We start from the raw sequence: 25,461 nt of genomic DNA on the forward strand, positions 1-25,461 counted from the left end.
CCCGTGGTTTCAGGCGGGGCGCAACTCAGCGCCGCGCAACGCCGTCGCGCGGCCCGGCACGAGCGAAACGTCGGCAGTGCGAGATCCCAGGCGCACGCGGTAGCGGTTGGCGACATCCGACCTCAGTACCACCTCGACAAGCTGCCCGCCGCCCCACCGGAGGTCCACCGTGCAGCGACCGCGCGCGCGCAGGCCCGTCACGGATCCGCTCGGCCACGCGCGCGGCAGTGCCGGCAACAGCAGGATTTCATCACCCCGGCTCTGCATCAGCATTTCCGCAATGGCTCGGGTACCGCCGAAATTTCCGTCGATCTGGAAGGGCGGGTGCGCGTCGAACAGATTGGGGTAGGTCCGCTCGGGTCCGAGCAGGAAAGCGAGGATATGATGCGCGTGTTCGCCGTCCCGCAGCCGCGCCCAGAGGTTCGCGCGCCAAGCCGTCGCCCAGCCGGTCGACTCGTCGCCGCGCAGCTCCAACGATCGCCGTGCGGCGTTCGCCAGTTCGGGCGTGCGATCGGGATCGATCTGGTCGCTGGGGAACAGGGCATAGAGATGCGACACATGGCGATGGTTGGGCTCGGGCGCGGCCCCGTCCCAGTCCTGCTGCCACTCCTGAAGCTGACCGCCGCCGCCGATGCGATCCGGCGCCAGCCGCGCACGCGCAGCCGCGACCTCTGCGGCGAAGGGAGCGTCCGTGCCGAGTAGCCCTGCCGCCTTCCCGACCTGGTCGAACAGATCGCGAAGGATCTGCTGATCCATCGCGGGCCCCGCACAGATCGAGGCCCCGTGCGGGTGGGCATTTTCGGGTGACAAAGAGGGACTGGTCACCAGCAAGCCGGTCTCGGGATCGGTCTGGAGCGTGTCGAGGAAGAACTGCGCCGCACCCCGCATCAGCGGATAGACGGATCGCAGATACCCGAGGTCGCGGCCGTAGTCGTAATGCTCCCAGAGATGGGTGCAGAGCCAGGCACCGCCCGTGGGCCAGAGCCCCCACTCCGCCCCGTCGATGGGCGCGGTCGCGCGCCACAGATCGGTGTTGTGGTGGCAGACCCAGCCGGGCGCACCGTACATCTGCCGTGCGGTGCGCGCACCCGTCTCCGCCAGTTCGCGCACCATCTGCACCAGCGGCGCGACGCATTCGGGCAGGCCCGTAACCTCGGCGGGCCAATAGTTCATCTCGGTATTGATGTTGACGGTGTACTTCGACTGCCACGGAGGATCGACCGCTTCGTTCCAGATGCCCTGCAGATTGGCAGGCTGGCTGCCTGGGCGGGATGCGGCAATCAGAAGATAGCGGCCGTAATCGAAGTAGAGTGCCGCGAGTGCGGGATCCTCCGAGGCCCTGTTCGCGCGAATCCGCTCGTCGGTCGGCCGCTCGGCAGCGGCAGTCCGGCCAAGGTCCAGCGACACCCGGCGAAACAGCGCGCGGTGCGCAGACGTGGCGTCGGCCCGGATCCTTGTCACACCCCTGGCGCTTGCCCGCTCCAGGACGGCAAGCGTTTCCGCAGCGGGATCGCCCCCGACGTCATCGAAGCTGCGATAGCTCGTGCCCATGGCGACAAAGATCGTGACGGCACGCGCGCTGCGAACCTGCACCCGCTTCCCTTCCGCCGTGACGGAGCCACCCGTGGCGGAGACGTGCGCGCGGCCGGCGAACCGCAACGCGCCCGCGACGCCGGCTCGGGCGCTGTTGCGGCCGGTGAGCGTCAGCATGTTCCCCGCCGCCTCGACAGCGGCGTCGGGCAACGGCGAGGAGAACCCGACCTCCAGGTGGATCGGGCGGCTCGCGGTCAGGTGAACCACGATCACCCGATCGTCCGGCGAGGCGAACACCTCCCGCCGATAGCGAGTATCGTTGAACGTGAAGCTGGTCGTCGCGACCGCAGCATCCAGATCGAGCTCACGAACGTAGCCGCTGGCAGTCCCCGCCGCTTCGGGCAATTCGAGCCAAAGGTCGCCGAGCGGCTGATAGGCCATCTGCGTCTTGGGCGTGCCCATCAGCTTGGCATTGGCAAGCGCCTGCGCCTCCCCAAACCGCTCCTCCTCGATCAGGCGGCGCACCTGGGGCAATGCCGCATGCGCCGCCGGATTCACGGGATCATATGGCCCGCCGGACCAGAGCGTGTCCTCGTTGAGCTGGAGGCGTTCCTTGGCAGTGCCGCCGAAGACCATCGCCCCGAGCCGCCCGTTTCCGACCGGAAGCGCTTCCGTCCAGGTCGCTGCGGGCTGCCGGTACCACAGGCGCTGCGCCCCTGCCGGCGCAGCCGCCTCGGCAGGCGCCGGCATCGGCAGGGAGGCGACGGCCGCAGTCGCCGCACTCCCGCCAAGAAAGCCGCGGCGGGAGGGGTGGAACAAACCCGCCATCCCGCGTCAGCGCAGGTCGAGGACGACGACCGATTTCGCCGGCAGGGTGACCGTCAGCGTGCCGCCGCTCGCTTGCGCGCCGGTGAATGCCTGGGGCCTCACCGTGTCCGGCTGCTCGAAGCTGTTGTGGGCATCCATCGCCGCACCCGTGACGATGCGTCCGGTCACCGCCCCCGCCTGGACCCCGGCGAGCGAAACCGTCACCGGCAGCGTGCGGTTGGGATCGAGGTTGACCAGCGCGACGTGAACCTGCCCTGCGGTGTCGCGTACGGCCGAGGCGCTGACCGCCGGAATCGCGACCTCGTCCTTGTGATACCAGGGCGACTTCACCTCGATCGGCAATGCGGTTGCACCCTGCCACGGCTGGTACAGATCGAAGACCCAATAGGTCGGCGTCTTTACCATCCGCGGCCCGTCCGTCAGCAACATCGCCTGCAGCACGTTCACCATCTGCGCGATGGCGGCCATGCGCACCCGGTCCGCATGATGGGCGAAGATGTTGAGGTTGAGACCGGCCACGATGGCGTCGCGCAGCGAGTTCTGCTGCTGCAGGAAGCCGGGATTGCTGCCGGGCGCCGGATCGTACCAGGTGCCCCACTCGTCCACGGCAAGCATCACGCGCTTCTCCGGATCATATTTGTCCATGATCGCGGAGTGCTTGGTGATGAACTCCTCCATCTCCAGCGTGTGGGCCATGGTGGTTGCCCACTCGCGCTCCGGAAAGCCCAGTGCGGGACCCTTGTCGTTCCAGTCCTTGTTGCGCGGACGGGTGTAGTAGTGGAGCGCCAGGCCGTCGATGTGCTTGCCCGAGATGCGCATCAGCGTCTCGGTCCAGGCGTAGTCGGAGTCGCTCGGGCCGCTGGCGATCTTGAGCATCGGCCCGTTCGCGGACTTGGCGAACTGCGCATAGCGGTTGGTGAGATCGGCGGCATATTCCGCGCGCATGTTGCCGCCGCAGCCCCACAGCTCGTTGCCGATGCCGAGGTACTGGACCTTCCAGGGCTCGGCATGGCCGTTGCGGGCACGCTCCTTCGCCAGCATCGTGCTGTCCTTGGGAGCGGTCATATACTCGACCCACTGCGCGGTCTCTGCCGGCGGGGCGCTCCCGACGTTCGCCGACACATAGGTCCTGGCGCCAAGCCGATCCATCAGACCCATATATTCATGGGTTCCGAAGCTGTTGTCGTCGTTGACCCCGCCCCAGTTGGTGTTGACCTTCGCCGGGCGGGCCTTGCTCGGGCCGATGCCGTCGCGCCAGTGGTATTCGTCGGCGAAGCAGCCGCCGGGCCACCGGACCATCGGCACCTTGATCGCACGCAGCGCCTCCAGGACGTCCCGGCGATAGCCGCCGTCGTTCGGGATCTTGGACTTCGTGCCCACCCAGATGCCTTCGTAGATGCCGGTGCCGAGGTGCTCCGCGAACTGGCCGAAGACGTCCGGGTGGATCTGCGGGCCCGGCTGGTCCGCACGCAGGGTTGCGGTGACGCTGTCGGGAGCGGCTTCCTGCGCGTGGGCCGGGAGCGCCATGGCCACCGAGGCCAGCATCAAAGGCGCAAGCAGGCAACGCAGCCGTGCACTCGACGAACGGTGGACCGCCTCTCGCGAGGAGGTGTGAGCGGATGCCGTACGCGCACTGATAGTCATCAGGTCCATGCTCTCCCTTTCAGCTGATCAAGTCAGTCTGTTATCGTTACCATGGTTATGCAGGCTGAGGATCGGCCGTCAATCGGTACGCTCCAACAAAAGCCGGCTCAGGGTTGGCGGAAGCTCCACCGGCCAGCCGGGCTCTTCGGGTCGAACGAGGCGAGCGTCGGCGTACTCGCGCCAATCGCTACCAGCGCCAGATCCTTCTTGGCGCCCGTGGCGGATTTGGGCGCTATCCGGTAGGTGCCGTCCGTCAGCTGGTCGATGCGCCACAGCTGTTCTGCTGCGCCGGTAAAGGCGGGGACCGTCTCCACGGTGTCCGAAGGAGTGGCCGCCAGCGCACGGCCGGTGCCGGCAATGACGATCTTGTAATAGGGCGAGCCAAAATAGCCCCCGGCACCCGGCACGGGCTCGAGGGTCCAGAGTTGGTGCGGGCGGACCATATAATCGGCTAGGTCCACGCGGATCCGCTCCTGCGGCCAGACCGCAGAGTCTTCGGCGAGCGTCTGATCCGGGATCGGGCTGACGGGCTCGCCGGGCTTCGCCATGAAGCTGCGGCGGACGTCGAAGGCGATGCGAACGAAGTCGGTCGCCAGCCCAAGCGCATAGCCGCTGCGCTCCGACTGGATCTCGTACGTGCCGGGCCGCACGTTCTCGCCCGCGACGGGCCAGCCGTCTTTCCAGAGAAGCGGCTCGATGCCCAGAACACTACGGCCGCTGCGGTTCATGTCCGCCTCGTAGTGCATGGAGAACTTCTCCACGCCGCCGTCGAGTTCGATCAAGCCGAAGTGCCCAGGGCCGATGTTGCGACCGCGCGCGTTGACGACCAGCTTCCCGCCTCCGCGGAGCAGCGGAACGCCCATGTGATCGACGTACGGGCCGAGCGGGCTGCGCGAACGCCCGACCCGAATGTGGTAGGTCGAATTCGGCCCATCACAGCACGTGCCATGCGTGCCCAGCAGATAGTACCAGCCGTCGCGATACATCATCGCGGTGGCTTCCATGTCGATCGCGACATCCACCGGCTGGTTGCGCGCGACCCGCTGGCCGGTGGAGGGATCGAGTTCGATGATCCGGATCGGACCGAAGTAGGTGCCGTAGGTCAGCCACAGGCGCCCTTCGACATAGAGGAAGGCGGGATCGATCGCATCCGCCATCTCGACACCGTCGCTGGACGCGACCACCCCGATGTCGTGAAAGCCGAAGTCGGGGGACTTGGGATCCAGCGAGCGGGTCCACATCATCCGGACCTGACTGGCATGGCCGCCCGACATACCGCCGCCACCAATGGCGTAGGACATGTAGTAGCGATCGCCAATCTTGACGACGTCGGGTGCCACACCGCCGCCTGGACGCTCGGGGCCGCCGTGCCAGGTCCACCCATCCTCCGAAACCAGCCCGCCGCCGCGGGTGCCGAAGGTGTAGTATCTGCCGTCAGAGAGGACGATCGTCGACGGATCGTGGATAAAGGGCTCTCCCTCCAGTTGCGCGGCGGCGGGAGATGCGTGGAAACCAAGGCACAGACAAAGGCCGATCGCGGCCGTAGCAAGTCGCTTCATACGATCTCCGTGGATCTGCTGGATCGGGCGCGATAGCGTGGCCGATGCTATTTTAGCGTGGTCTCGAGCTCCCGGATCGGCTGCCCCTCCTCGTCGAGGAAGCGGACGCAGAAATCGCTGAGCCCGGGTCCGTTGATGACGGCACCGCGGATGACGTTGCGGCCCTTGCGCAGCGTGAGCCGGTCGGAAACGACATCGTCCATCACCATCCGGCGATCGTTGAACAGGCCGACCGCCTCTTCGCCGTTCAGCCACCACATCGACGCAGAATTGGAGCCCACCGCCATACGAACGTTGCGGACCTCCCGCGGGCTGTCCACAACGGTCACCGCCCAGAAGATGACGCCATAGGTGGGCTTTCCGAGCGATTGCGCGAAGTTGAACAGCTTGACGTCGAACTGGGTGGAATCGAGCGCGTGCCAGCGCAGCGGCTCGGCTGCCTTCACCACCTGTCCGTTCCGGGGAACGACCGTGAACTGCCCAGGGAAGTACTGCTGCGTCAGCGCCTGGCGCACATAGGAGCCAGTAAAGCCGGCATTCGTCGAATTGGGCTTGCTGATCGGTTCCAGCAACAGCCAGCGACGCAGGAAGCCATCCTGGTCCGGCGTAGCGGCCGCGGTCGTGGCCGGCTGGAAATACGCAGCCATGGCGGGCCTTGTCGCCCCTTGGTCTGCAAAGGCGCCTGACGATGCCACCGCAACCGCGCCGGCCCCAAGCAGCAGCAGCGGGCGCCGGATACTCAGGCACCCAATCTTCCGGTTGCCGATCATATTCCTCTCCTTCAATCACGAAGTTTCCCGTCTCGGCCCGGCTGACAGACCGCATCGACGCCCCCGCTCTGCCGTTCTCACGCCGGCATTTCACCTGCGCTTGAGCAGACCGTTCGTGTCGAGCCAGTGCAGGAAACTGTCGAACCAGCCCGTGCTCGTCGTCCCGTGCTTGCCCAGGCCAAAGCCATGGCCCCCCGCCTGGTAGAGGTGGAACTCGACAGGTCGGCCCGCCTGCTGCCAGGCATCGATCAACCCAAAGCCCTTTCGCGCGAACAGCGGATCGTCTGCGGCCAGGACGCCAAACAAGGGCGGCGCATCCGCGGGCACCTTCACCGCCTCCATCGATCCGTAGATCGGCGCAACGAAGGCAAGCCGGGTTTCGGGCGCCGCAAGCGCCGTCGCCATGGTGGTCATCGCCCCTGCCGAGAAACCGATCATGCCGATACGCTGCGGGTCCACACCCCATTCAGCCGCGCGGGAACGCACCAGCGCGACCGCCGCGCGCCCATCTGCGATCTGATCCGAGAGCCCCGCGATCGCAGCGTCCGGGCTGAGCCGCGACTGCGGCTTCCCCACGCTCGCGAACATGGCCGTCACCGCCTGCTCGAACGCGTTCATGTCCGCAGGAGTGGGCTTCAGCCGGTATTTGAGGACGAATGCGGCGACGCCGCGGTCGGCGAGCGCCTTGGCGACCCGCCAACCTTCGTTCTCCATGGAAAGCATCAGGAAGCCGCCACCCGGCGCCACGATCGCCGCCGCGCCGGTCGCGGTCGCCGGATCCGGCAGGAATGGCGTAAGCGTCGCGGAGGAAACGTTGCGCGTCATCGCGACGCCATATTGTTTGAACCAGGCTTCCGGCGCGGCCTGGCCCTTCACCGGCCCGGTCCGCAACGGAACCGCGTTCGGCTCGGCAGGCGCCTCCATCGTCGTCATGCGGGCATCCTGCGCCGATGCCGGCATCGTCGCTGCAGCCGCACTTGCGGCGATCAGACCGCCAACTCCCCTGATCCAGCGCATCGTCGCCCCCGTTTCTTTCGTGTCTCTTGATTTCAGCTCAGCAGGATCCGGCGCGCCTCGCCTTCCGGATCGTCGACCATCCGACAGGTCTCGTCGAAGACCATCGTCTGACAGCGATGGGGATCGGTCGCCGCCCAGGCGAGCCCGGAATGGCTCGGATTGCCGGTCCTGGCGAACGTTGCCCAGGCGGTCGCCATGGTCCGGGCGAGCCGCTGCGCCCCGGGCGTGTTCCCGGTGCCCTGCGCGCACAGGGCCGTGTTGTCGAAGCAGAAGGCGAGCTCTGCGGTATGCCAGGCACCGGCCACGCCGCCCAGCTGCGGCGACTGCCACTGGAAGAGGTATTGATAGACCGGCGCCCCGCCCTGCGCGTGCTTCAGGCGCACCATGTCCTGAACGCGGTTTCGGTTCATCAGCCCCTGAACCCCATAGGCCAGGGTACGCGTAGCCTTTTCCGGGTGCGCCTTCTTCATCGCCGCGATCAGGCGATCGGCCTTCGCGCTGCCCATCTGGGCGGAGAGATCGGCACGCCACCGCGCTTCCGACGGATCATAGCCCCAGCGCATCCCTTCCTCGCTGGTGTTGCCGATTAGCAGCGGAACGTTGCGGGAAACCTCCGGCGCCACCGCGGAGAAGGAGGCGACGGTGATCACCTCCCCGTCGAGCGTGGGATTCCAGCCGACGCGCGGCGTGAGCGCTGGTCCCATTGCCGGGCGCGGACCGTTCATCGCGTCGGCGACCTTGTTTCCGGCCTCGAACAGCGGTTTCCACTCCATGCGCTGGAGGGCCGCGATGTCGCGCGGGCCGATCCCGAGTTCCCGCACCACGCGACGCCCAAACTCCCGCGACTGCTCGGCGCTGGGAAGCGCACCGCCGCCGCCCGACTGGACCGCCGCGCGGTGGATCATCCCCTTCCCGCTCGGCATCCCCAGCAGGGTCGTCACCTTCGATCCGCCGCCCGACTGGCCGTAGATCATCACCTTGTCCGGATTGCCACCGAAGCGAGCGATATTCTCCTGCACCCAGCGCAAGGCGGCGATGCAGTCGGTCATGCTGACGTTGACCGACTCCGCATAGGCGGAGCCGCCGACCTCCGTCAGGTCCAGGAAGCCCAGCACGTTCAATCGATGGTTGATCGACACCTGCACCACATCGTGGTGCCGCGCCATCTGGGCGCCGTCGTGCGATGCGAGTTCATAGGAAGAGCCGAAGCTGAAACCGCCGCCGTGGAAATACACCATGACCGGCCGATTGCCGGAAAGCGCGGGCGTCCAGATGTTCAGCTTCAGCATGTCCTCGCCGAGGAAGCCATCCGTCCATTGTTGAAGAAAAGTATGCTCCCTGGCCCTGAAGTCGTGGAGCGTTTGCGGGCTGTTCGCGCCATAGGCGAGCGCAGGATAGGGATCCGTCCAACGAGCAGGCGCCTTCGCCGGCAGCCACCGGTTCTCGCCCCCGGTGTCGGCGCCGTAGGGCACGCCTTTGAAGATATAGACGCCGTCTTCGACGTAGCCGCGGACCGGCCCGTATTGCGTGCTGGCGACCGCGTCCCGAGGCGTAGAGCAGCGCGCTCCGGCGGCTGCCGTCGTCGCGGCACCCGCGCTGCCACGACGCGGCAGCAGCAGGCCGGCACCCGCGCACATCGATCCGAGCATAGCCCGGCGACGATTCACCATCCCCTTACCCTCTCCACCGCTGGTCTATCCGTCGACCCGGGACCGATTCCATCGACCCTCCTAAGTCTACGACCTTTGTTGTTGGAGTATTATGAACGGCTAGAAGTACCCGTCAAGCACCAACTTCCCCAGTTATGGAAGCAGATCCGCGACGGGATTAGCAACATCTACCGGCCTTCCAGCCTTTGAACTACGATTCAGCCAGCGCGAACTATCGCCGCGCGCACAGCTACTTGCCGGAAGGCCGCGGCCACTTGATCCGCAGCGCATTCATTCAGCAGTACTCGCCCGGCGCGCGTGCGACGCCGTTCTCAATCCGTGCCGATGCGTAACGGTTTCATCCACAAACTATGCTGTTACCGCTAACCTGTCGAGAGGCCGCTTCTACAAACCGAAAGGTGGGCGGGGCGGCTTTGTCGGACTGCGGTACTTGCCCAGCCGCTTTGACGGCTGGCGCCACGACTTGTTAGCGCTATAGTCGAGCAGAACGAGCACCGCAGAGTGCCGCAAACTGGATCAGGAGAGGATGACCATGGCGGGAAAACCCGTGCTCTGTTTCGTCGCGGCACTGCTCGCGAGCGCGTCCCCGGTGGCGGCGCAGACCACCGTGCCAGCCCCCGCCCCCGAGCTGAGGTTGGGCGACGCCGGCTATTACGAGGCCCCGGCAGTCAACGTGCTGGTCTTCTCCAACTGGTATGACGGCCTGTTCGCCGATTCGAAGATCAGCGGCGTCGAGATCATCCAGCAGGGCAAGCGGATCGCCACCAATGGCGACGTCCGCCTGTCCTCCACTCCCGGTCAATGGGACGCGATCGGGCGGTTGGTGGACCGGAAAGTCGACGCCGCGACCGGTGCGATCACGGTGACGCTGGAATATCCCGAACACCAATGGCGCTACCGGATCCGCTCCGAGAAGCGCGGCGCGGCGGTGGCCGTATCGGTCATCCTGGACCAGCCGGTGCCGGCTGCACTCGCCGGCAAGGCAGGCTTCAACCTGGAATTCCTGCCCTCCGCCTATTTCCACCACAGCTACATGGTCGACGGACGCACCGGTGGCTTCCCGCTCTACCCCGCCGACGCCATGACGCGGACGGCCGAACGCAATCCGGCGAGTGGACGCGCCGAGGGCCCGGGCGCCGAACCGACGGCGATGGCCAGCGGCAACCGCTTCGTGCTTGCGCCGGAAGATCCGGCGCGACGCGTGTCGATCCAGTCGAACGTCGAGGTGCAGCTGTTCGACGGCCGCAACCAGGCGCAGAATGGCTGGTTCGTGTTCCGCTCGCTGCTGCCAGCAGGACGCACGGGTACCGTGGTCGAATGGACAATCCAGCCGAACAGCGTCCCCGGCTGGCTCCGCCCGCCCGTCATCGCCCATTCGCAACTCGGCTACACGCCGAATGCGCGCAAGGTCGCGACGATCGAGCTCGACCGCAACGACCGCCGCAACCTGCCCGCACGGCTGCTGCGCGTCGGCGAAGATGGCGGCATGACGCCGGTCGAAACCGGGGCGCCGAAGCGCTGGGGGGACTATCTTCGATATAGCTATCTGCAGCTCGACTTCAGCCGCGTGCGCCAGCCGGGCCTTTACGTGCTGGAATATGGCGATGTCCGCACTGCCCCCTTCCGCATCGCCGCGGATGCGTATGCGGGTGCCTGGCACCCAACGCTCGACGTCTATTTCCCGGTCGCGATGGACCATATGTTCGTCAACGAAGGCTATCGCGTCTGGCACGGCGAGGCGCACCGGGACGACGCGCGCCAGGCGCCGGTCAACCATGAGCACATCGACCTCTATGCGCAGGGGCCGACCACCGACACCCGCTACAAGCCGGGCGAGCACATTCCCGGCCTGGCGGTCGGCGGCTGGTTCGACGCGGGCGACTTCGATATCCGCACCCAGTCGCAATATCAGGTGATCCGCTCCTTGGTGGACAGCTGGGAACGCTGGCGGCCGACGCGCGACACGACCGCGGTGGATTGGAGCCGCCGCCGGACGGAGATGCATGTCCCCGACGGCACCCCGGACCTGCTCCAGCAGATCCGCCACGGCACGCTGCAACTGGTCGCGCAGTTCGACGCCGTCGGCCACGCCATCCATGGCATCGTGGAGCCCGACGTCGCGCAATATACCCATCTGGGCGACGCATCGACCAAGACCGACGGGCTGATCTACGACCCGAGGATGAAGCCGGGCGAGGAGCGAAACGGGCGCAGCGGCACGCCCGACGATCGTTGGGCCTTCACGACCAAGGCTTCGGCGCTCAACTATGGTTCGATCGCCGGGCTGGCAGCAGCATCCCGGGCGCTGGCCGAGGTCGACCCGGAACTCTCGAGAAAGGCGCTGGCGATCGCCACCCGCACCTGGGCGGAGGAGCAGTCCCATGCCCCCGATCTCTACCAATATGGCAACACCACCGGAGGTCCGCTGGAGGCAGAACGCTTCTCGGCCGCGGTGGAACTGCTACGCGCGACAAGGGACCAGCGCTACGTTGCCGCCGTCCAGTCGGCGTGGCCGGCGATCGAGAAGACCTTCGCGTTCAACCTGCGGGACGCCGTCGCGGCGCTGCCCTTCATGCCCGCGAGCTATCGCGACGGCATGATTTCGGCGGTCCGGGCCTATGCCGAGGCCACGCGCGCGGGGGCAGCCGCCAATCCGTTCGGCGTGCCGATCACCACCGGTGGCTGGGCGGGCAGCGGGGCCGTGCTGGGATCGGCACTCAACGCCTATGCCCTGCACAAGGCGTTCCCGGAGATCATGCCGGCCGATCCGGTGTTCCGCGGGATCGAGTTCCTGCTCGGCCATCACCCGGGCTCCGACATTTCGTTCGTTTCCGGGGTCGGCACCGTCTCCAAGGAAGTGGCCTATGGCAACAACCGCGCCGACTTCTCCTTCATTGCGGGCGGCGTCGTCCCCGGCGTGCTGATCATCAAGCCCGACTTCCCCGAGAACCATGAGGACTGGCCCTTCTTCTGGGGCGAGAACGAATATGTGATCCCGGAGGGGGCGATGTGGATCGAGCTGGCCCATGCAGCGCACGAGCTCGCCACCCAGGCCGGTGCGGCCAAGGCGGACCCGAGCAGGCACTAACGGCGAGTTCGCGCCCGCAGAACAACAGAGAGGATCAACATGCACATTCGCACGCTTGCTTTGGCGCTGGCGGGTCTCGCCGCCGGCTCCGCAGCCCTGGCGACGGAGCCGGCGCGGTTCAGCCGCTTCACCTATGAGGGCCGTGCGCAGGAACGCGTGGCCGTGCGTGCGGGGCAGCACCGCAACCCCATCCTCTCCGGCTACTATCCCGATCCGTCGGTCACGCGCGTGGGCGACGACTATTATCTCGTCCTCTCCTCCTTCGCGCACTATCCGGGGCTGCCGATCTTCCGTTCGAAGGACCTGGTGAACTGGACGCAGATCGGCAACGCGATCGATCGGCCGGAGCAGCTCGACTTCACCGGCATGCGGACCTCTCAGGCGGTGTTCGCGCCCGACATCTCCTACCACCAGGGCACCTTCTACATCGCGAACACTTGCGTGGAGTGCGGCGGCAACTTCGTCATCACGGCAAAGGATCCGGCCGGCCCCTGGTCGAAGCCGATCTGGTTGCCGTTCGAGGGGATCGATCCTTCGATCTACTGGGAAGGCGACCGCGCCTATATCGTCAACAACCGGGCACCCGCCGAACCGCCGCGCTACGACGGCCATCGCGCGATCTGGATCCAGGAGTATGACTGGCGCGCCGGCAAGATGGTCGGCGAAAGCACCCAGCTGGTAAACGGCGGCGTCGACATTTCCAAGAAGCCGGTCTGGATCGAAGGGCCGCACATCCTGAAGAAGGACGGCTGGTATTACCTGACCGCTGCCGAGGGCGGGACCAGCGTCAACCATTCCCAGGTGGTGCTGCGATCGAAAAACCTGCGCGGCCCCTTCCTACCCTATCCCAACAATCCGATCCTGACGCAGCGGGATCTCGATCCGGCACGTCCGAACCCGATCACGTCGGCGGGACACGCCAAGCTGGTCGAGACGCAGAACGGGGAGTGGTTTGCGACCTTTCTGGCCGTGCGCCCCTACGAAGGCGACTTCTACAACATCGGGCGCGAAACCTTCCTGCTGCCCGTGACCTGGAAGGACGGCTGGCCGATCATCCTGCCCAAGGGCGAGGCCATCCCCTTTGCGAGCACGGCACCCAAGCTTCCGGCCCAGGCGCCGGGGCCCCTGCCCACGACCGGCGACTTCCGCTATGTCGACGAGTTCGACGGCGACAAGCTGGCGATGCAGTGGGCCGGCGTCCGCACGCCCAAGCGCCCCTTCTACCACCTCGCGGCCGGGGACCTGGTGCTCGACCGCGGCACGCCCATCGGCGACCTGTCAGGCGTCCCCGCCTTCGTCGGCCGGCGGCAGCAGCACCATGTCGCCACGGTGAGCACGACGGTGCGCTTCAATCCAGAGGCAGATGGCGAGCGCGGCGGGCTTGCGGCGATGCAGAGCGACCGGAACTACCTGTTCTTCGGCGTGACGCGGATCGCCGGCAAGCCGGTCGTGGCGCTCTACACGGCCGACAAGGGCCAGGAACGGCTGGTCGCCTCGGCTCCGATATCGCCCGGGAAGCCGGTGACGCTGACGATCCGGGCCGATGGGCCAACGATGGCGTTCGACTATGAGGGCACGGCTGGCAGGAAGACGCTGGCCGCCGACGTGGACACGCGCTTCCTCAGCACCAAGGTCGCAACCGGCTTCGTCGGAACGCTGATCGGCCCGTACGCCTGGACGAAGTAAACCACTCCAGGCGCCTGATATGAGAAAGGCGGGAGTACCGGTGTGGTACTCCCGCCTTTTATGCGTCTTCTGGCGAACGGGGGCTTAGCCCGCCATGTCCTCCAGCTCGCGGCCACGGGTCTCGTTCACCATCGCCTTCACGAAGAAGAACGACACTGCCGCAAAGAACGCATAGCCGAAGTAGGTGACGGCCAGGCCCGGCGAGACGGCAAGCGCCGGGAAGCTCACCGAGATCGCCGCATTGGCGATCCACTGCGCAAAGCCCGAGACCGCCAGGCCGGAACCGCGGATCTGGTTCGGGAACATCTCACCCAGCATCACCCACATCACGGGGCCCCAGCTGGCATTGAAGAAGATCACGTAGAGGTTCGCCGCGACCAGCGCGATCAGGCCGTTGTGGCCCGGCAGCGAAACGGCGCCGGACGCATCGGTGACCGCGGTCGAAAAGGCGTAGGCCACGATCGCGAGCGTGACGGCCATGCCGGCCGAGCCGACGAGCAGCAGCGGCTTGCGCCCGATGCGATCCACCGTCGCAATCGTGAACAGGCAGGCTGCGATCGACAGCACGCCCGACAGGATGTTGATCTGGAGCGCGTTGTCCTCGGTGAAGCCGACCGCCTCCCACAGCACGGCGCCGTAGTAGAAGACGACGTTGATGCCGACGAGCTGCTGGAAGACCGCAAGGCCGATACCCGCCCACAGGATGGGACGGATCTTGCCGGTCGCCTTGTCGCGGAGGTCCGACAGCTTAGGCTTGTGATGGTCGGCCGCGAGCGAGTTGCGGATCTCGACCACCTTGCGATCGGCCTCGGCACTGCCGAACAGGCGGGTGAGCACCGCATGCGCATCCGCATCACGCCCCTTGGCTACCAGAAAGCGCGGGCTTTCCGGAATGACGAGCAGCGCCAGCAGATAGATGGCCGCCGGGATGGCCTGCAGCCAGAACATCCAGCGCCAGGCCGGGAAGCCGAGCCAGAACTCGGACGTCGACCCACCGGCATAGCGCGCCAGCACGAAGTTGGCGACGAACGCGCCCGTCAGGCCCGTGATGATCATCACCTGCTGCACGCTCGAAAGCCGGCCACGGATCGAAGCGGGCGTGACTTCCGAAATATAGACCGGTGAGATGACGCTGGCGGCACCGACGCCCAGGCCACCGACGATGCGGGCCAGGATGAACACGACCGAGCCGTTGGCCGCCCCTGCAAGCACGGCGCTCACTAGGAACAGCACCGCCGACAGCATCATGACGTTGCGGCGACCGATCGCGTCGGCCAGCCGTCCCGCGCCGAAAGCGCCGATGGCGGAACCCACAAGGATGGCGCCGACGTTCACGCCGATGCCCAGGCGGCCGAGGTCGAACGCCGACTCAAGCCCCTTCTGCGTTCCGTTGATCACGCCCGAATCATAGCCGAACATGAAGCCGCCGATCGTCGCCACCGCGACGATTGCGGCAATAAAGCCGTGGTTGGTGGCGATGCCCGCCCCTCCCGGCCCCGGTCCCCTTACGCTGTCGGTCATCGTCTCTCCTCGCCCGGCCCACGCCGGATTGATGCTGTCGGCGGCTTCTGCTCCTCGCGGCCATGACCGCGAGTTGGCGCATATGCCTGTCCGCCTTACCGTGTTATCGCTATCAACTTGCAGCCCGCCGTCAAGCGCCGAGCGCGCGCGGACGGCGGCGCGGCGGTGCATCCGATTGGCGGCGGATCAGCGTGAAATCGAGAACCTGCTGCTCGGCGGCACCATCGAGGTGCTTCTGCTGGCGGAGGGTGGCGACCAGCAGTTCCACAGCTGCGCGCGCCATGTCGGCGATCGGCTGGTGGATGGTGGTCAGCTCCGGCCAGATGGCGGTCGCAAGCGTGGTGTCGTCGAATCCGCAGACGGTAAGGTCGCCGGGCACGTCGAGGCCGCGGCGATGGGCGATCGCCACCGTTGCTGCCGCCATGTCGTCGTTGGACGAGAAGATTGCGGTCGGCGGCTCCGCCAGGTCCAGCAGTTGCTCGGCCGCATCCAGGCCGGAGCGATAGGTGAACAGGCCGTCGACGATCAGCGCCGGGTCCTCGGCCATGCCTGCCGCGGCCAGCGCTTCCCGGAATCCCTCGAGCCGCTGGGCACTGGCGGAAAGGTTGGGATTGCCGGCAATGAAGCCGATGCGGCGATGCCCAAGCTCCATGATGTGCCGCGTCATCATCGCCGCAGCCTCGCGATCGTCGATGCGGATCGCCAGCTGGTTCTCGGCAGGAACCCCGGTCGCGACGGCGACCGTCGGGATCCGCGCCGAGCGTAGCAGCGAGAGCAGCGCCGGCGCCTCGCACAAGGGAGGCGGAAGGATGATGCCGTCGATACCGCCGCGCACCAGATGCTGCGCGACTTCGAGCTCGTGTTCGCCGAGTTCGCACCGCTCCACCACGATCTGCACGTCGCTGCGGCTTGCCTGGTCCAGACTGCCGAGCAGGAACTCGCTGAGGAAGCCCGCGCTGGGATTGCTGTACAAGAGGCCGATCCGGACCTGCCCTGCCCCGGCCAGGCTGCGGGCGGCCCGGTTGGGCGCATAGTTGAGCGCGGAAATGGCCGCATTGACGGCATCCCGGGTCGCCGGCCGGACGTTAGCCTCGCCGTTGATGACGCGCGAAACGGTCATGGGAGAAACCCCGGCGCGTTTGGCGACGTCGCTGATCGTCGGGGCCGACCCTGCGCGGCGGGAGGAACGTGTCGGTGCGGCGGCTATGGAGTCCATGGGGCGGTTGGCGCATTCCAGGTTCGGGAAAGCGCAGGCATGAACGCAAGCCGCAGGATCGGCAAGACCCACACGCATGCGCAATGTCCTTGCAGGCCGCGGATTCCCGCAATATGGTAGCGCTATCTAGGCCGAGAACCGGCCCGAGGCCTCGCAAGAAGGTCCGAAAAGAGGAAGGAGAGCCTGAATGCGCCTGCGCCTACAACTCTGTCTCGCGACCGCGGCCATCGCTGCCACGGCCACGCTTGCCGCCGCGCAATCGCACACCCCCGCCCAGCACACGGCGCAGGCCGAGGCTCGCAGCCCGGAGGGTCGGCGCTACTTGGCGCAGCCGCTGGTAACCGACAAGTTCTTCGCCGATCCTTCGGCGCACGTCTTCAACGGCAAGCTCTACGTCTATCCCAGCCACGACGTCGATGCGGGGATCCCCAACGACGACCTGGGCAACCAATATGCCATGCACGACTATCACGTGCTGAGCATGGATCGCGTCGGCGGCCCGGTGACGGTGCATCCGGTCGCGATCGACGTGAAGGACATTCCCTGGGCCTCTAAGCAGACCTGGGCGCCGGACGCTGCATACAAGAACGGCACCTATTATCTCTACATGCCGGCGCGCGACAAACAAGGCGTCTTCCGCATCGGCGTCGCGACGTCCAAGTCTCCGACCGGGCCGTTCAAGGCCGAGAAGGAGCCGATCCGCGGCAGCTACTCCATCGACCCGGCCGTCTTCACCGACACGGACGGCGCAAGCTACATGTACTTCGGGGGCATCTGGGGCGGCCAGCTCCAGCGCTGGACGACGGGACGCTATGATCCGAACGGTGGTGACACCGACCTGAAGCAGGACGACAAGCCCGCGATCGCACCCAAGATCGCCCGCATGTCCGCCGACATGAAACAGTTCGCCGAAACCCCGCGTGACGTCGTCATCTTGGACGAGGCCGGCAAGCCCGTCCTGGGCGGCGACCACGACCGTCGCTTCTTCGAGGCCGCATGGACGTTCAAGCGCAGTGGCAAATACTACTTCACCTACTCCACCGGCGACACGCACTTCCTGAACTACGCGATCGGCGACTCGCCCTACGGCCCGTTCCGCTACACCGGCCATATCCTGAAGCCGGTGCAGGGCTGGACGTCGCACCACTCGATCGTCGAATTCCAGGGCCGCTGGTGGCTGTTCTACCACGACACCCAGCTGTCGGATAAGAACCACCTCCGTTCGACCAAGGTGACCGAGTTGACCTTCAATCCGGACGGCACGATCCAGCTGATCGACCCGTTCAAGGACTGACCGGCCCATGTTTCTAGGCATCGATATCGGCACCTCCGGCGTAAAGGCCGTGGTGCTGGACGAGCACGGCGCGGTGGCCGGTCAGGGTACCGCCGCGCTCAGCGTCCAGCGGCCCCAGCCGCTCTGGTCGGAGCAGGACCCCGACGCCTGGTGGCATGCCACCACGGCCGCGGTGCAGGCGATCGACCCGGCGGTGCGGCGCGCGGTGCGGGGCATCGGCCTTGCCGGGCAGATGCACGGCGCGACGGTCCTCGGCGCGGACGACACGCCGCTGCGACCGGCGATCCTCTGGAACGACGGCCGGTCGCATGCCGAGTGCGGCGAGCTTGAGGCAGCGGTTGCGGATCTGCATGCGATCGCCGGCAATCTGGCGATGCCCGGTTTCACGGCACCCAAGCTCCAGTGGCTCCGCCACCATGAGCCCGCAGTGTTCGACCGCATCGCGACGGTGCTGCTGCCCAAGGACTATGTCCGGCTGAAGATGACCGGCGAAAAGGCGTCCGACATGTCGGATTCCGCCGGCACCTTGTGGCTCGACGTCGCCGGGCGCCGGTGGAGCGACGCGCTGCTGGCGGCGACCGGCCTTACCGAGGCGCAGATGCCGCAGCTGGTCGAGGGGAGCGACATCGCCGGCCGGCTGCTGCCGGAGATCGCGTCCCTGTGGGGCATGGCCGAGGTACCGGTCGCCGGCGGCGGCGGAGACAATGCCGCGGGTGCCGCGGGTGTCGGCGCCGTGCGCGACGGCGACGCCCTGCTCTCGCTTGGCACGTCGGGCGTCATCTTCGTGGCGACGGACGCCTTCCGGCCCAATGTCGCCGGTGCGGTGCATGCCTTCTGCCACTGTGTGCCCGGCATGTGGCACCAGATGGCCGTACACCTGTCGGCGGCGGCCTGCATCGACTGGGTGGCGCGTCTGACCGGCGCCGCCGGTGCCGCCGACCTGTTCGCCCGCGCCGAACGCGCCGGGCCGGCGTCCGGACCGGAGATCTTCCTCCCCTATCTCTCCGGTGAGCGGACGCCGCACAACGATGCGCAGGTGCGCGGTGCGTTCCTGCGGCTCGACCATGACACCAGCCCGGAACGGCTGTCGCAGGCGGTGCTGGAAGGCGTCGGCTTTGCGCTCGCCGACGGCGTCCGCGTCCTGCGCGAGGCCGGCACCACCATCGATCGCCTGTCGGTGATCGGAGGCGGCGCCCGCTCCCGCTACTGGGGCGAGACGCTTGCGGCAGCCATGGACGTGACGCTCGTCTACCTGCAAGGCGGCGAGGTCGGCCCGGCGCTTGGCGCCGCGCGACTGGCGCAGCTCGCGGTGGACGGCGGCTCGGCATCCGACATCTGCCAGCCGCCCCCGGTGTCCCACGTCATCGAACCCGATCCAGCGCTCGTCGAGCGCCTGGCCCCCAAGCGCGCCACCTTCCGCGACGCCTATCCCCGCATAAGGAACCTGTGATGGCCGAGTTCTTCGCCGACATTCCCCAGATCCGCTACGAGGGTCCCGATAGCGAGAACGAACTCGCCTATCGCTTCTATGACAAAAACCGCGTCGTGCTCGGCAAGACGATGGAGGAGCATCTGCGCTTCGCCGCCTGCTTCTGGCACACCTTCTGCTGGCCCGGCAGCGACGTGTTCGGTGGCGGCACCTTCAATCGCCCCTGGCATCGCGGCGCGAACGACAGCAACGCAGCGGCGCAGAAGCGCGAGGTGGCGTTCGACTTCTTCCAGAAGCTCGACGTTCCCTTCTACTGCTTCCACGACGTCGACGTGATGGCGGACGCCGGCAACGTTGCCGAGCACCGCCGCTATTTCGCCGAAGCCGTCGACCACCTCGAGAAGCTGCAGGCGTCCTCGGGCCGCAAGCTGCTCTGGGGCACCGCCAACCTGTTCAGCCACCCCCGCTATGCAGCCGGCGGCGCGACCAACCCGGATCCGGAAGTGTTCGCGTTCGGCGCGATGCAGGTCCGCGACGCGCTGGAAGCGACGCACCGGCTGGGCGGCACCAACTATGTGCTGTGGGGCGGCCGCGAGGGCTATGAAACGCTGCTCAACACCGACCTGAAGCGCGAGCTCGACAACCTCGGCCGCTTCCTCAACCTGGTGGTCGAGCACAAGCACAAGATCGGCTTCACCGGCACGATCCTGATCGAGCCGAAGCCGCATGAGCCGACCAAGCACCAGTACGACTTCGACACGGCGACGGTGTACGGGTTCCTGAAGCGCTACGGCCTGGAGAACGAGGTCCGCGTCAACATCGAGGCGAACCACGCCACGCTGTCCGGTCACACCTTCGAGCACGAGATCGCGACGGCCGGTGCGCTCGGCATCTTCGGCTCGATCGACGCCAACCGCGGCGATCCGCAGAACGGCTGGGACACGGATCAATTCCCGAACTCGGTCGAGGAAATGACGCTGGCGATGCTGGAGATCCTGCGCGCCGGAGGCTTCACCACCGGCGGCTTCAACTTCGACGCCAAGGTTCGCCGTCAGTCGATGGACGCCGCCGATCTCTTCTACGGGCATATCGGCGGGATCGACGTGGTGGCCAAGGGCCTGCTGAATGCCGCAGCCCTGATCGAGGACGGCCGCCTGGATGCGATCAAGGCGGAACGCTACGCCGGCTGGACTGGTGCGTTCGGCGAAAAGATCGCCGGTCTCGACCTGGCCGCCATCGCGGACCTGGCCGTCGAGCAGTCGATCGACCCGCAGCCGCGCTCGGGCCGCCAGGAGCGGATCGAGAACCTCATCAACCGCTTCATCTGACACGGCCCCCTGCGAGCCGGGCCCCGCTCGGTTCGCAGGGCCGACCCACATTCGTGCCGGACCGGCACGCCCCTCTTCCGTGCGGCCGCAATGCTGCTAGCTTCATCCCGAAGCCTGATGCCCAAGGACACGCCGCGACGCGACACCTGATTGTCCAGATAGCTTTGCGCTCGTGCGTACGCCTTCCCGATCGATCGACCCGAACGCCAGGGAGCCTGCTATGGACGTTGCACGACGCGATCTTATCCTTTCGGCCGCCGCACTCGCACTGAGCCCCCGTGCCTTCGCGGCAGATCGCCCGAACCGCCCGCTCGGCTACGCCATCGTCGGGCTCGGCTATTACGGCCAGCAGATCATCATCCCGCAGTTCGCCAATTGCCAGCACAGCCGCCTGGCGGCCGTCGTGAGCGGCGACCCCGCCAAGGCGAAGCGCGTCGCGGCCGAACACGGCCTGCCCGCGCGCTCCATCTACTCCTACGCGAACTTCGACACCATCCGCGACAATCCCGACGTGGACATCGTCTATGTCTGCCTGCCCAATTCCCTGCACGCCGAATATACGATCCGCGCCGCCAAGGCGGGCAAGCACGTGATGTGCGAAAAGCCGATGGCGACATCCGTCGCCGAATGCGAAGCGATGATCGCTGCCTGCAAGGCCGCGGACCGCAAGCTGATGATCGGCTATCGGTCCCACTTCGAGCCGTTCAACCTGGAAGCGATGCGACTGGCGCGCGCCGGCGAGGCGGGGAAGATCCGCTACGTACGGTCCGAGCACGGCTTCGTGCAGGGCGACCCGTCCGCGTGGCGCCTGAAGAAGAGCCTGTCGGGCGGCGGCTCACTGATGGACATGGGCGTCTACAGCCTGCAGGCGGCGCGCTACATGACGGGCGAGGAACCCGTGGCGGTCACCGCGCGGGAATCGACCGACCGCAGCGATCCGCGCTTTACCGAGGTCGAGGACATCATCGACTGGACGCTCGAATTCCCTTCGGGGGCGATCGCCAGCTGCCAGTCGATGTACAGTGCCAACCAGAACCACATCCTGCTGATGGGCGACAAGGGCCGGATCGAGCTGGAGCCGGCGACCCGATACGAGGGCAACCGCATGTGGCTGGGCCGCGACGGCCGCGAGCGCGAGGTGACCGCGCCCCCCGGGCCGGGCAAGACGCAGTTCGCGGGGCAGCTCGATCATCTCGTCCAGTGCGTTCGCACCGGCCGGGAGCCGATCGTGTCGGGCGAGGAAGGCCTGCGCGACATGCGCATCGTCGAGGCCATCTATCGCTCCGCGCGGGAAGGACGGACGATCCGCCTCGACGGCCGGGCGTGATCGCCTAGCGCTACGGGCCCGCGCCGCCTCTGGCACAGCGCGGGGTCCATCCGAACAACGGCTTCATAGCGTCGGCCGCACTGCGGCCGGCGATTCCTTGTGCGCGGCTTCGATCGATGATGTGCGTGGCCGAGGATGCGTTCCGGACCTTCGCCACAAACGACAACGCCGCCCCGAAGGGCGGCGTTGCGCGTTCCTGCTTGTGCTTTGGCGCCTTAGAAGCGTCCGCGCACACCCACCAGGACGGTTCGGCCCGGATTATATTCGTTGAACGTCGCGTTCGGGAACTGGAAGTACGAGCTCTGTGCTTCCTTGTTGATGTTGATCACGTTCACCACGACCGTCGGCAGATAGTCGTTGCCGAGGATCTTGCCGAGATCGATGTTCCCCGAGAAGTCGAGCTGGCCGTAGTTGCGACCGATGATCGCCGCATCCGGGATACTGTTCTGGTTCAAGCCCGAGTTCACCGAACCTTCGTTGTAGGTATAGGTCAGGCGCGCCGACAGGCCGTTTCCTTCATAATAGCCGGTCAGCGTGTAGGTGGTCGGCGAGACGCCCAGAGCGACCGGCGCGACTGTTCCTTCGCCGCGCTGATCGATCAGGGTCAGATTGCCCTGCACGCCGAAGCCCTCGACGCCAACCAGGCGCGTGACGAAGTCGAGCGGCTGGGTGACCTGGAACTCGAGGCCGTTGACCTTGAGCTTCCCGTCCGCGTTCACCTGCTGCTGGATCTGGATCGGAACCTCTTCAGGCCGGATACCTGCCGGGCCGGCGCGATCGATCAGGGCCTGCTGCTGCGCAGCCGTGAGCGACGCGAAGGTGATCCCAAACGGTGCCAGCGTCGAGAACGGCACCGTGGTGAGGCCGTTGACCGTGAAACCGGTGATCGACTTGCGGAACGCCGCAAACGCGATCACGCCTTCCCCGCCCGTGTAATACTCGAACCCCAGATCGATGTTGTCCGAGATATACGGGTTGAGCGCGTTGTTCCCGAGCGTACCGACGTCCGCCGACGGCGAGGTGAAGCTCGCGCCGGGCAACAGCTGGTTGGGATCGGGACGGGTCATCGTGCGGGAGATCGAGGCACGCGCCACCGCTTTGTTGCCAAAGCTGTAGGCGAGGCTCGCCGACGGCAGGAAGTTCGAATAGACGCGCTGCGTCCGCGCGAAGTTCACGATCGTGGGGTAACACGAACCGTCGAGCACGAACGTCGGGCTCTCACCCGGGCAGGTCACGCCGTCGCGAACGTTCAACGGGTTCGGCAGGGTCGTCCGGCCGCCCACGCGCTGGTCGGTGCGAACGTAGCGGATGCCGCCGTTCACGCGAAGCGTGTCGCCATCCCGCACGTCGAAGACGCCGTTCATCTCGGCAAAGGTACCGGTGACCTTCTCCCGGATCAGGCCGCCGTTCGCGCCGCTGCTGCCCGAACCGGTCTCCGTCGCGCCGGCGAGCAACTCTTCATAGCCGGTCGCGTCCTTGAACCTTTCCCAGTCCACCGTGACGAAGCCGGCGCCCGTGGGCATCAGGAAGCCGGGGACCGCCGCAGTCGGGACGACCGAACCGCCATAGCTGAGCGGCGGCAATCCGGCCGAGAAGCCGGTGCCATAGCCCAGATAGGGCGGATAGCCCGGAGGCGTCGCCGTGCCGGGCAGGTTGGCACCGTCGCAGACCGGCTGACGGTTCGGGCCGGGCAGGACGACATTGGGATTGTTGCCGCAAACCGCCGCCTGCCACGGGTTGGTGTTGTCGAACGGCGTGATCCGCCGGCTGGTGTCGTCATAGGCCGCGCCGACCCGGACGCTGAAGCGCGACTCATCGCCGAACAACAGGCTGCCGCGGACGCCCTTGGTCTCGGTCTCGCGCTCTTCGCCGTTGAGGTTCAGGCGGCCGCCGCCAGCCCAGCCGAAGCGGCTCGGATCGTTCAAATCGATGTTGGTCGAGATGTCCGGGATGCCGCCGTCGTTGGTGTAGTCCACCGTAACGCCGCTGTTAGGGGGCGTGATGACGAGAACGGTCGGGCTTTCCCGACGAAAGTTGCTCTTCGTGTAGTTCGCCTGCAGGTCGCCCTTGATGAAGTCGTTGACGACGAACTCCATACCGGGGTTGACGCCCCAGTAATCCTGCCGGTCCTTGTATGGGCGGAACTCGAGGAAGAACTGCGAATTGGCGTAGGTCCCGCTGGTGACGGTGCAGCCGTCGGAACAGTCGGACTTGTCATAGGTGGTGTTGAGCGGGATGGCGGCGCCATTGCGCACCGCCCAGTTCATTGCCGAGCGCTGGAAGTCGGTGTCCCGCTTGGCGTACATGCCGTCGACATAGAAGTGCAGCGCATCGCTCGGCCGCCATTCCACCGACACCAGGCCATTGTAGCGGGTGCGTTCGCCGATCTCGGTACGCGGGCGGCCGAGGCGCGGCAGCAGGCCGTTGTCGATTTGCTCGATCGTGGCGCCTGGATTATTGGCGAGGAGGAATGCCTGGTCGATCACCGTACCAGCCGTCAGGCCGTTGCCCGCATTGACCGGGACGGTGCCCGGGATGGTCCAGTTGCCGCCGCCGGTGTTGTTGCGCGTCGGGCTGCTGCTCTGGGCCGCAGTCAGGTTCGGGTTGGTCCAGCCGATCGTCTCGAAGCCGTCGACGCGAAAGCGGTTCTTGACCGCCGCACCGCCGACCAGGATGCCGAAGTCGCCGAACGTCGCGCTCGCCAGGACGTGCCCGCGATAGCCCCACTTGTCGGCCGAGCTCACCTTGGAGCCCTGCAGACCGTAGCTGACATAGGGCTTCGGATTGTCGAAGGGCCGAGCCGAGCGCAGGTTCACGGTCCCGGCCGCGCCACCCTCGATCTGGCTGGCGGTGGGCGACTTGCTGACGGTCAGCTGCGTGAACAGCTCCGTCGGGATCAGGTCGAGATCGACCTCGCGGTTGGTGCTCTGCGCATCGAACCGCACCGACGCGATGGCGACCGGTGCGCCGTTCAGCAGCACGCGGGTGAAGTTGGTGCCCAGACCGCGGATCGCGACGTTGGCGCCTTCGCCAGTGACTTCGCGGCTGATGGTGACGCCAGGAATGCGGTTCACCGACTCCGCAATGTTGGTGTCCGGGAACTTGCCGATGTCCTCGGCGAAGATCGTGTCGGTGAAGCCGATCGAATTGCGCTTGGCGTTGGTCTGGCTCTGAAGCGACGCGCGATAGCCGGTGACGACGATGTCTTCGTTGCCGGTCGCCGACGGATCTGCAGGCGCCTGCGCCGCATCGTCGATGGCAGTAGGCTGCGTCTGTCCGGCGCCGTCCTGGGTCGGCGCACCTGCCTCGATGGTGGCGCTGCTCGACGAAGATGCGGTGGGCTCACCTTGCGTCTGGGCCATTGCCGGCCATGCGACGGTGGTGAGCAAAAGAGCGGCGAAGCCGCCCGTGCGGCGAATCGATGACGTGCCCATGCGTTCCTCTCCCAATGAAGCCGGGGCGTGAACCGCCCTCGTTTCTGGATATGCCCTGCTTTACTGGTAGCGCTAACCAGCGCAAGCGCGATTATCCAAGCTATGCTACCGATGTTC

Annotated in this window: 15 protein-coding genes; 6 read left to right on the forward strand and 9 right to left on the reverse strand. The window is 66.7% G+C overall.

Annotated elements, in window-relative coordinates; genetic code table 11:
* Positions 1 to 9: 9 nt before the first annotated feature.
* From EO081_RS07985 to EO081_RS08010, 6 genes are all read right to left on the reverse strand, one after another.
* Positions 10 to 2,361: a glycoside hydrolase family 95 protein gene (locus tag EO081_RS07985; RefSeq protein WP_129341305.1), complete on the reverse strand. Its 2,352-nt coding sequence runs from the start codon at positions 2,359 to 2,361 to the stop codon at positions 10 to 12.
* Positions 2,362 to 2,367: 6 nt separating this feature from the next.
* A complete protein-coding gene (locus EO081_RS07990; RefSeq protein ID WP_129341306.1) occupies positions 2,368 to 3,906 on the reverse strand; it encodes an alpha-N-arabinofuranosidase in 1,539 nt (512 codons plus the stop codon).
* Positions 3,907 to 4,112: 206 nt separating this feature from the next.
* Positions 4,113 to 5,564, reverse strand: a complete 1,452-nt coding sequence (locus EO081_RS07995; RefSeq protein ID WP_129341307.1) for a family 43 glycosylhydrolase — start codon at positions 5,562 to 5,564, stop codon at positions 4,113 to 4,115.
* A 47-nt stretch (positions 5,565 to 5,611) separates the two neighbouring features.
* A complete protein-coding gene (locus EO081_RS08000) occupies positions 5,612 to 6,334 on the reverse strand; it encodes an acetylxylan esterase (protein ID WP_129341308.1) in 723 nt (240 codons plus the stop codon).
* Between the two features lie 90 nt (positions 6,335 to 6,424).
* The gene (locus tag EO081_RS08005; protein ID WP_240697588.1) at positions 6,425 to 7,267 is read right to left on the reverse strand and encodes an alpha/beta hydrolase; all 843 of its coding nucleotides are present in this window, start codon (positions 7,265 to 7,267) and stop codon (positions 6,425 to 6,427) included.
* A gap of 116 nt (positions 7,268 to 7,383) precedes the next feature.
* Positions 7,384 to 9,021, reverse strand: coding sequence for a carboxylesterase/lipase family protein (locus EO081_RS08010; protein ID WP_129341310.1), 1,638 nt, complete (start codon positions 9,019 to 9,021; stop codon positions 7,384 to 7,386).
* Positions 9,022 to 9,553: 532 nt separating this feature from the next.
* Between EO081_RS08010 and EO081_RS08015 the strand changes: the two genes are divergently transcribed.
* Together EO081_RS08015 and EO081_RS08020 are read left to right on the forward strand one after the other, a co-directional pair.
* Positions 9,554 to 12,109 carry a glycoside hydrolase family 9 protein gene (locus EO081_RS08015; protein WP_129341311.1) on the forward strand — a complete coding sequence of 852 codons (2,556 nt, stop codon included), beginning with the start codon at positions 9,554 to 9,556 and terminating at the stop codon, positions 12,107 to 12,109.
* A gap of 39 nt (positions 12,110 to 12,148) precedes the next feature.
* Complete coding sequence (locus EO081_RS08020; protein ID WP_129341312.1) at positions 12,149 to 13,795, forward strand: glycoside hydrolase family 43 protein; 1,647 nt, start codon at positions 12,149 to 12,151, stop codon at positions 13,793 to 13,795.
* Between the two features lie 84 nt (positions 13,796 to 13,879).
* Here EO081_RS08020 and EO081_RS08025 read toward each other — a convergent pair whose 3' ends face one another.
* The gene (locus EO081_RS08025; protein ID WP_129341313.1) at positions 13,880 to 15,316 is read right to left on the reverse strand and encodes a sugar porter family MFS transporter; all 1,437 of its coding nucleotides are present in this window, start codon (positions 15,314 to 15,316) and stop codon (positions 13,880 to 13,882) included.
* Between the two features lie 130 nt (positions 15,317 to 15,446).
* Positions 15,447 to 16,532, reverse strand: a complete 1,086-nt coding sequence (locus EO081_RS08030) for a LacI family DNA-binding transcriptional regulator (RefSeq protein ID WP_129341314.1) — start codon at positions 16,530 to 16,532, stop codon at positions 15,447 to 15,449.
* A 187-nt stretch (positions 16,533 to 16,719) separates the two neighbouring features.
* Here EO081_RS08030 and EO081_RS08035 point away from each other — a divergent pair, with 187 nt between their 5' ends.
* The 4 genes from EO081_RS08035 (at position 16,720) to EO081_RS08050 (ending at position 21,910) form a co-directional block, all read left to right on the forward strand.
* Positions 16,720 to 17,826, forward strand: coding sequence for a glycoside hydrolase family 43 protein (locus EO081_RS08035; RefSeq protein ID WP_129341315.1), 1,107 nt, complete (start codon positions 16,720 to 16,722; stop codon positions 17,824 to 17,826).
* Between the two features lie 7 nt (positions 17,827 to 17,833).
* Positions 17,834 to 19,276, forward strand: coding sequence for a xylulokinase (gene xylB / locus EO081_RS08040; RefSeq protein ID WP_129341316.1), 1,443 nt, complete (start codon positions 17,834 to 17,836; stop codon positions 19,274 to 19,276).
* Positions 19,273 to 20,583: a xylose isomerase gene (xylA, locus tag EO081_RS08045; RefSeq protein ID WP_129341317.1), complete on the forward strand. Its 1,311-nt coding sequence runs from the start codon at positions 19,273 to 19,275 to the stop codon at positions 20,581 to 20,583. Before xylB ends, xylA begins: the two co-directional genes overlap by 4 nt.
* 220 nt (positions 20,584 to 20,803) lie before the next feature.
* Positions 20,804 to 21,910, forward strand: a complete 1,107-nt coding sequence (locus EO081_RS08050; protein WP_129341318.1) for a Gfo/Idh/MocA family protein — start codon at positions 20,804 to 20,806, stop codon at positions 21,908 to 21,910.
* A gap of 215 nt (positions 21,911 to 22,125) precedes the next feature.
* On the opposite strand, the gene EO081_RS08055 is transcribed toward EO081_RS08050, so the two are convergent.
* On the reverse strand, positions 22,126 to 25,344 hold the full coding sequence (locus EO081_RS08055; RefSeq protein ID WP_240697589.1) for a TonB-dependent receptor: 3,219 nt from the start codon (positions 25,342 to 25,344) through the stop codon (positions 22,126 to 22,128).
* Positions 25,345 to 25,461 lie beyond the last annotated feature (117 nt).

The organism is Sphingomonas desiccabilis, from assembly GCF_004135605.1.
GTDB lineage: Bacteria > Pseudomonadota > Alphaproteobacteria > Sphingomonadales > Sphingomonadaceae > Sphingomonas > Sphingomonas desiccabilis.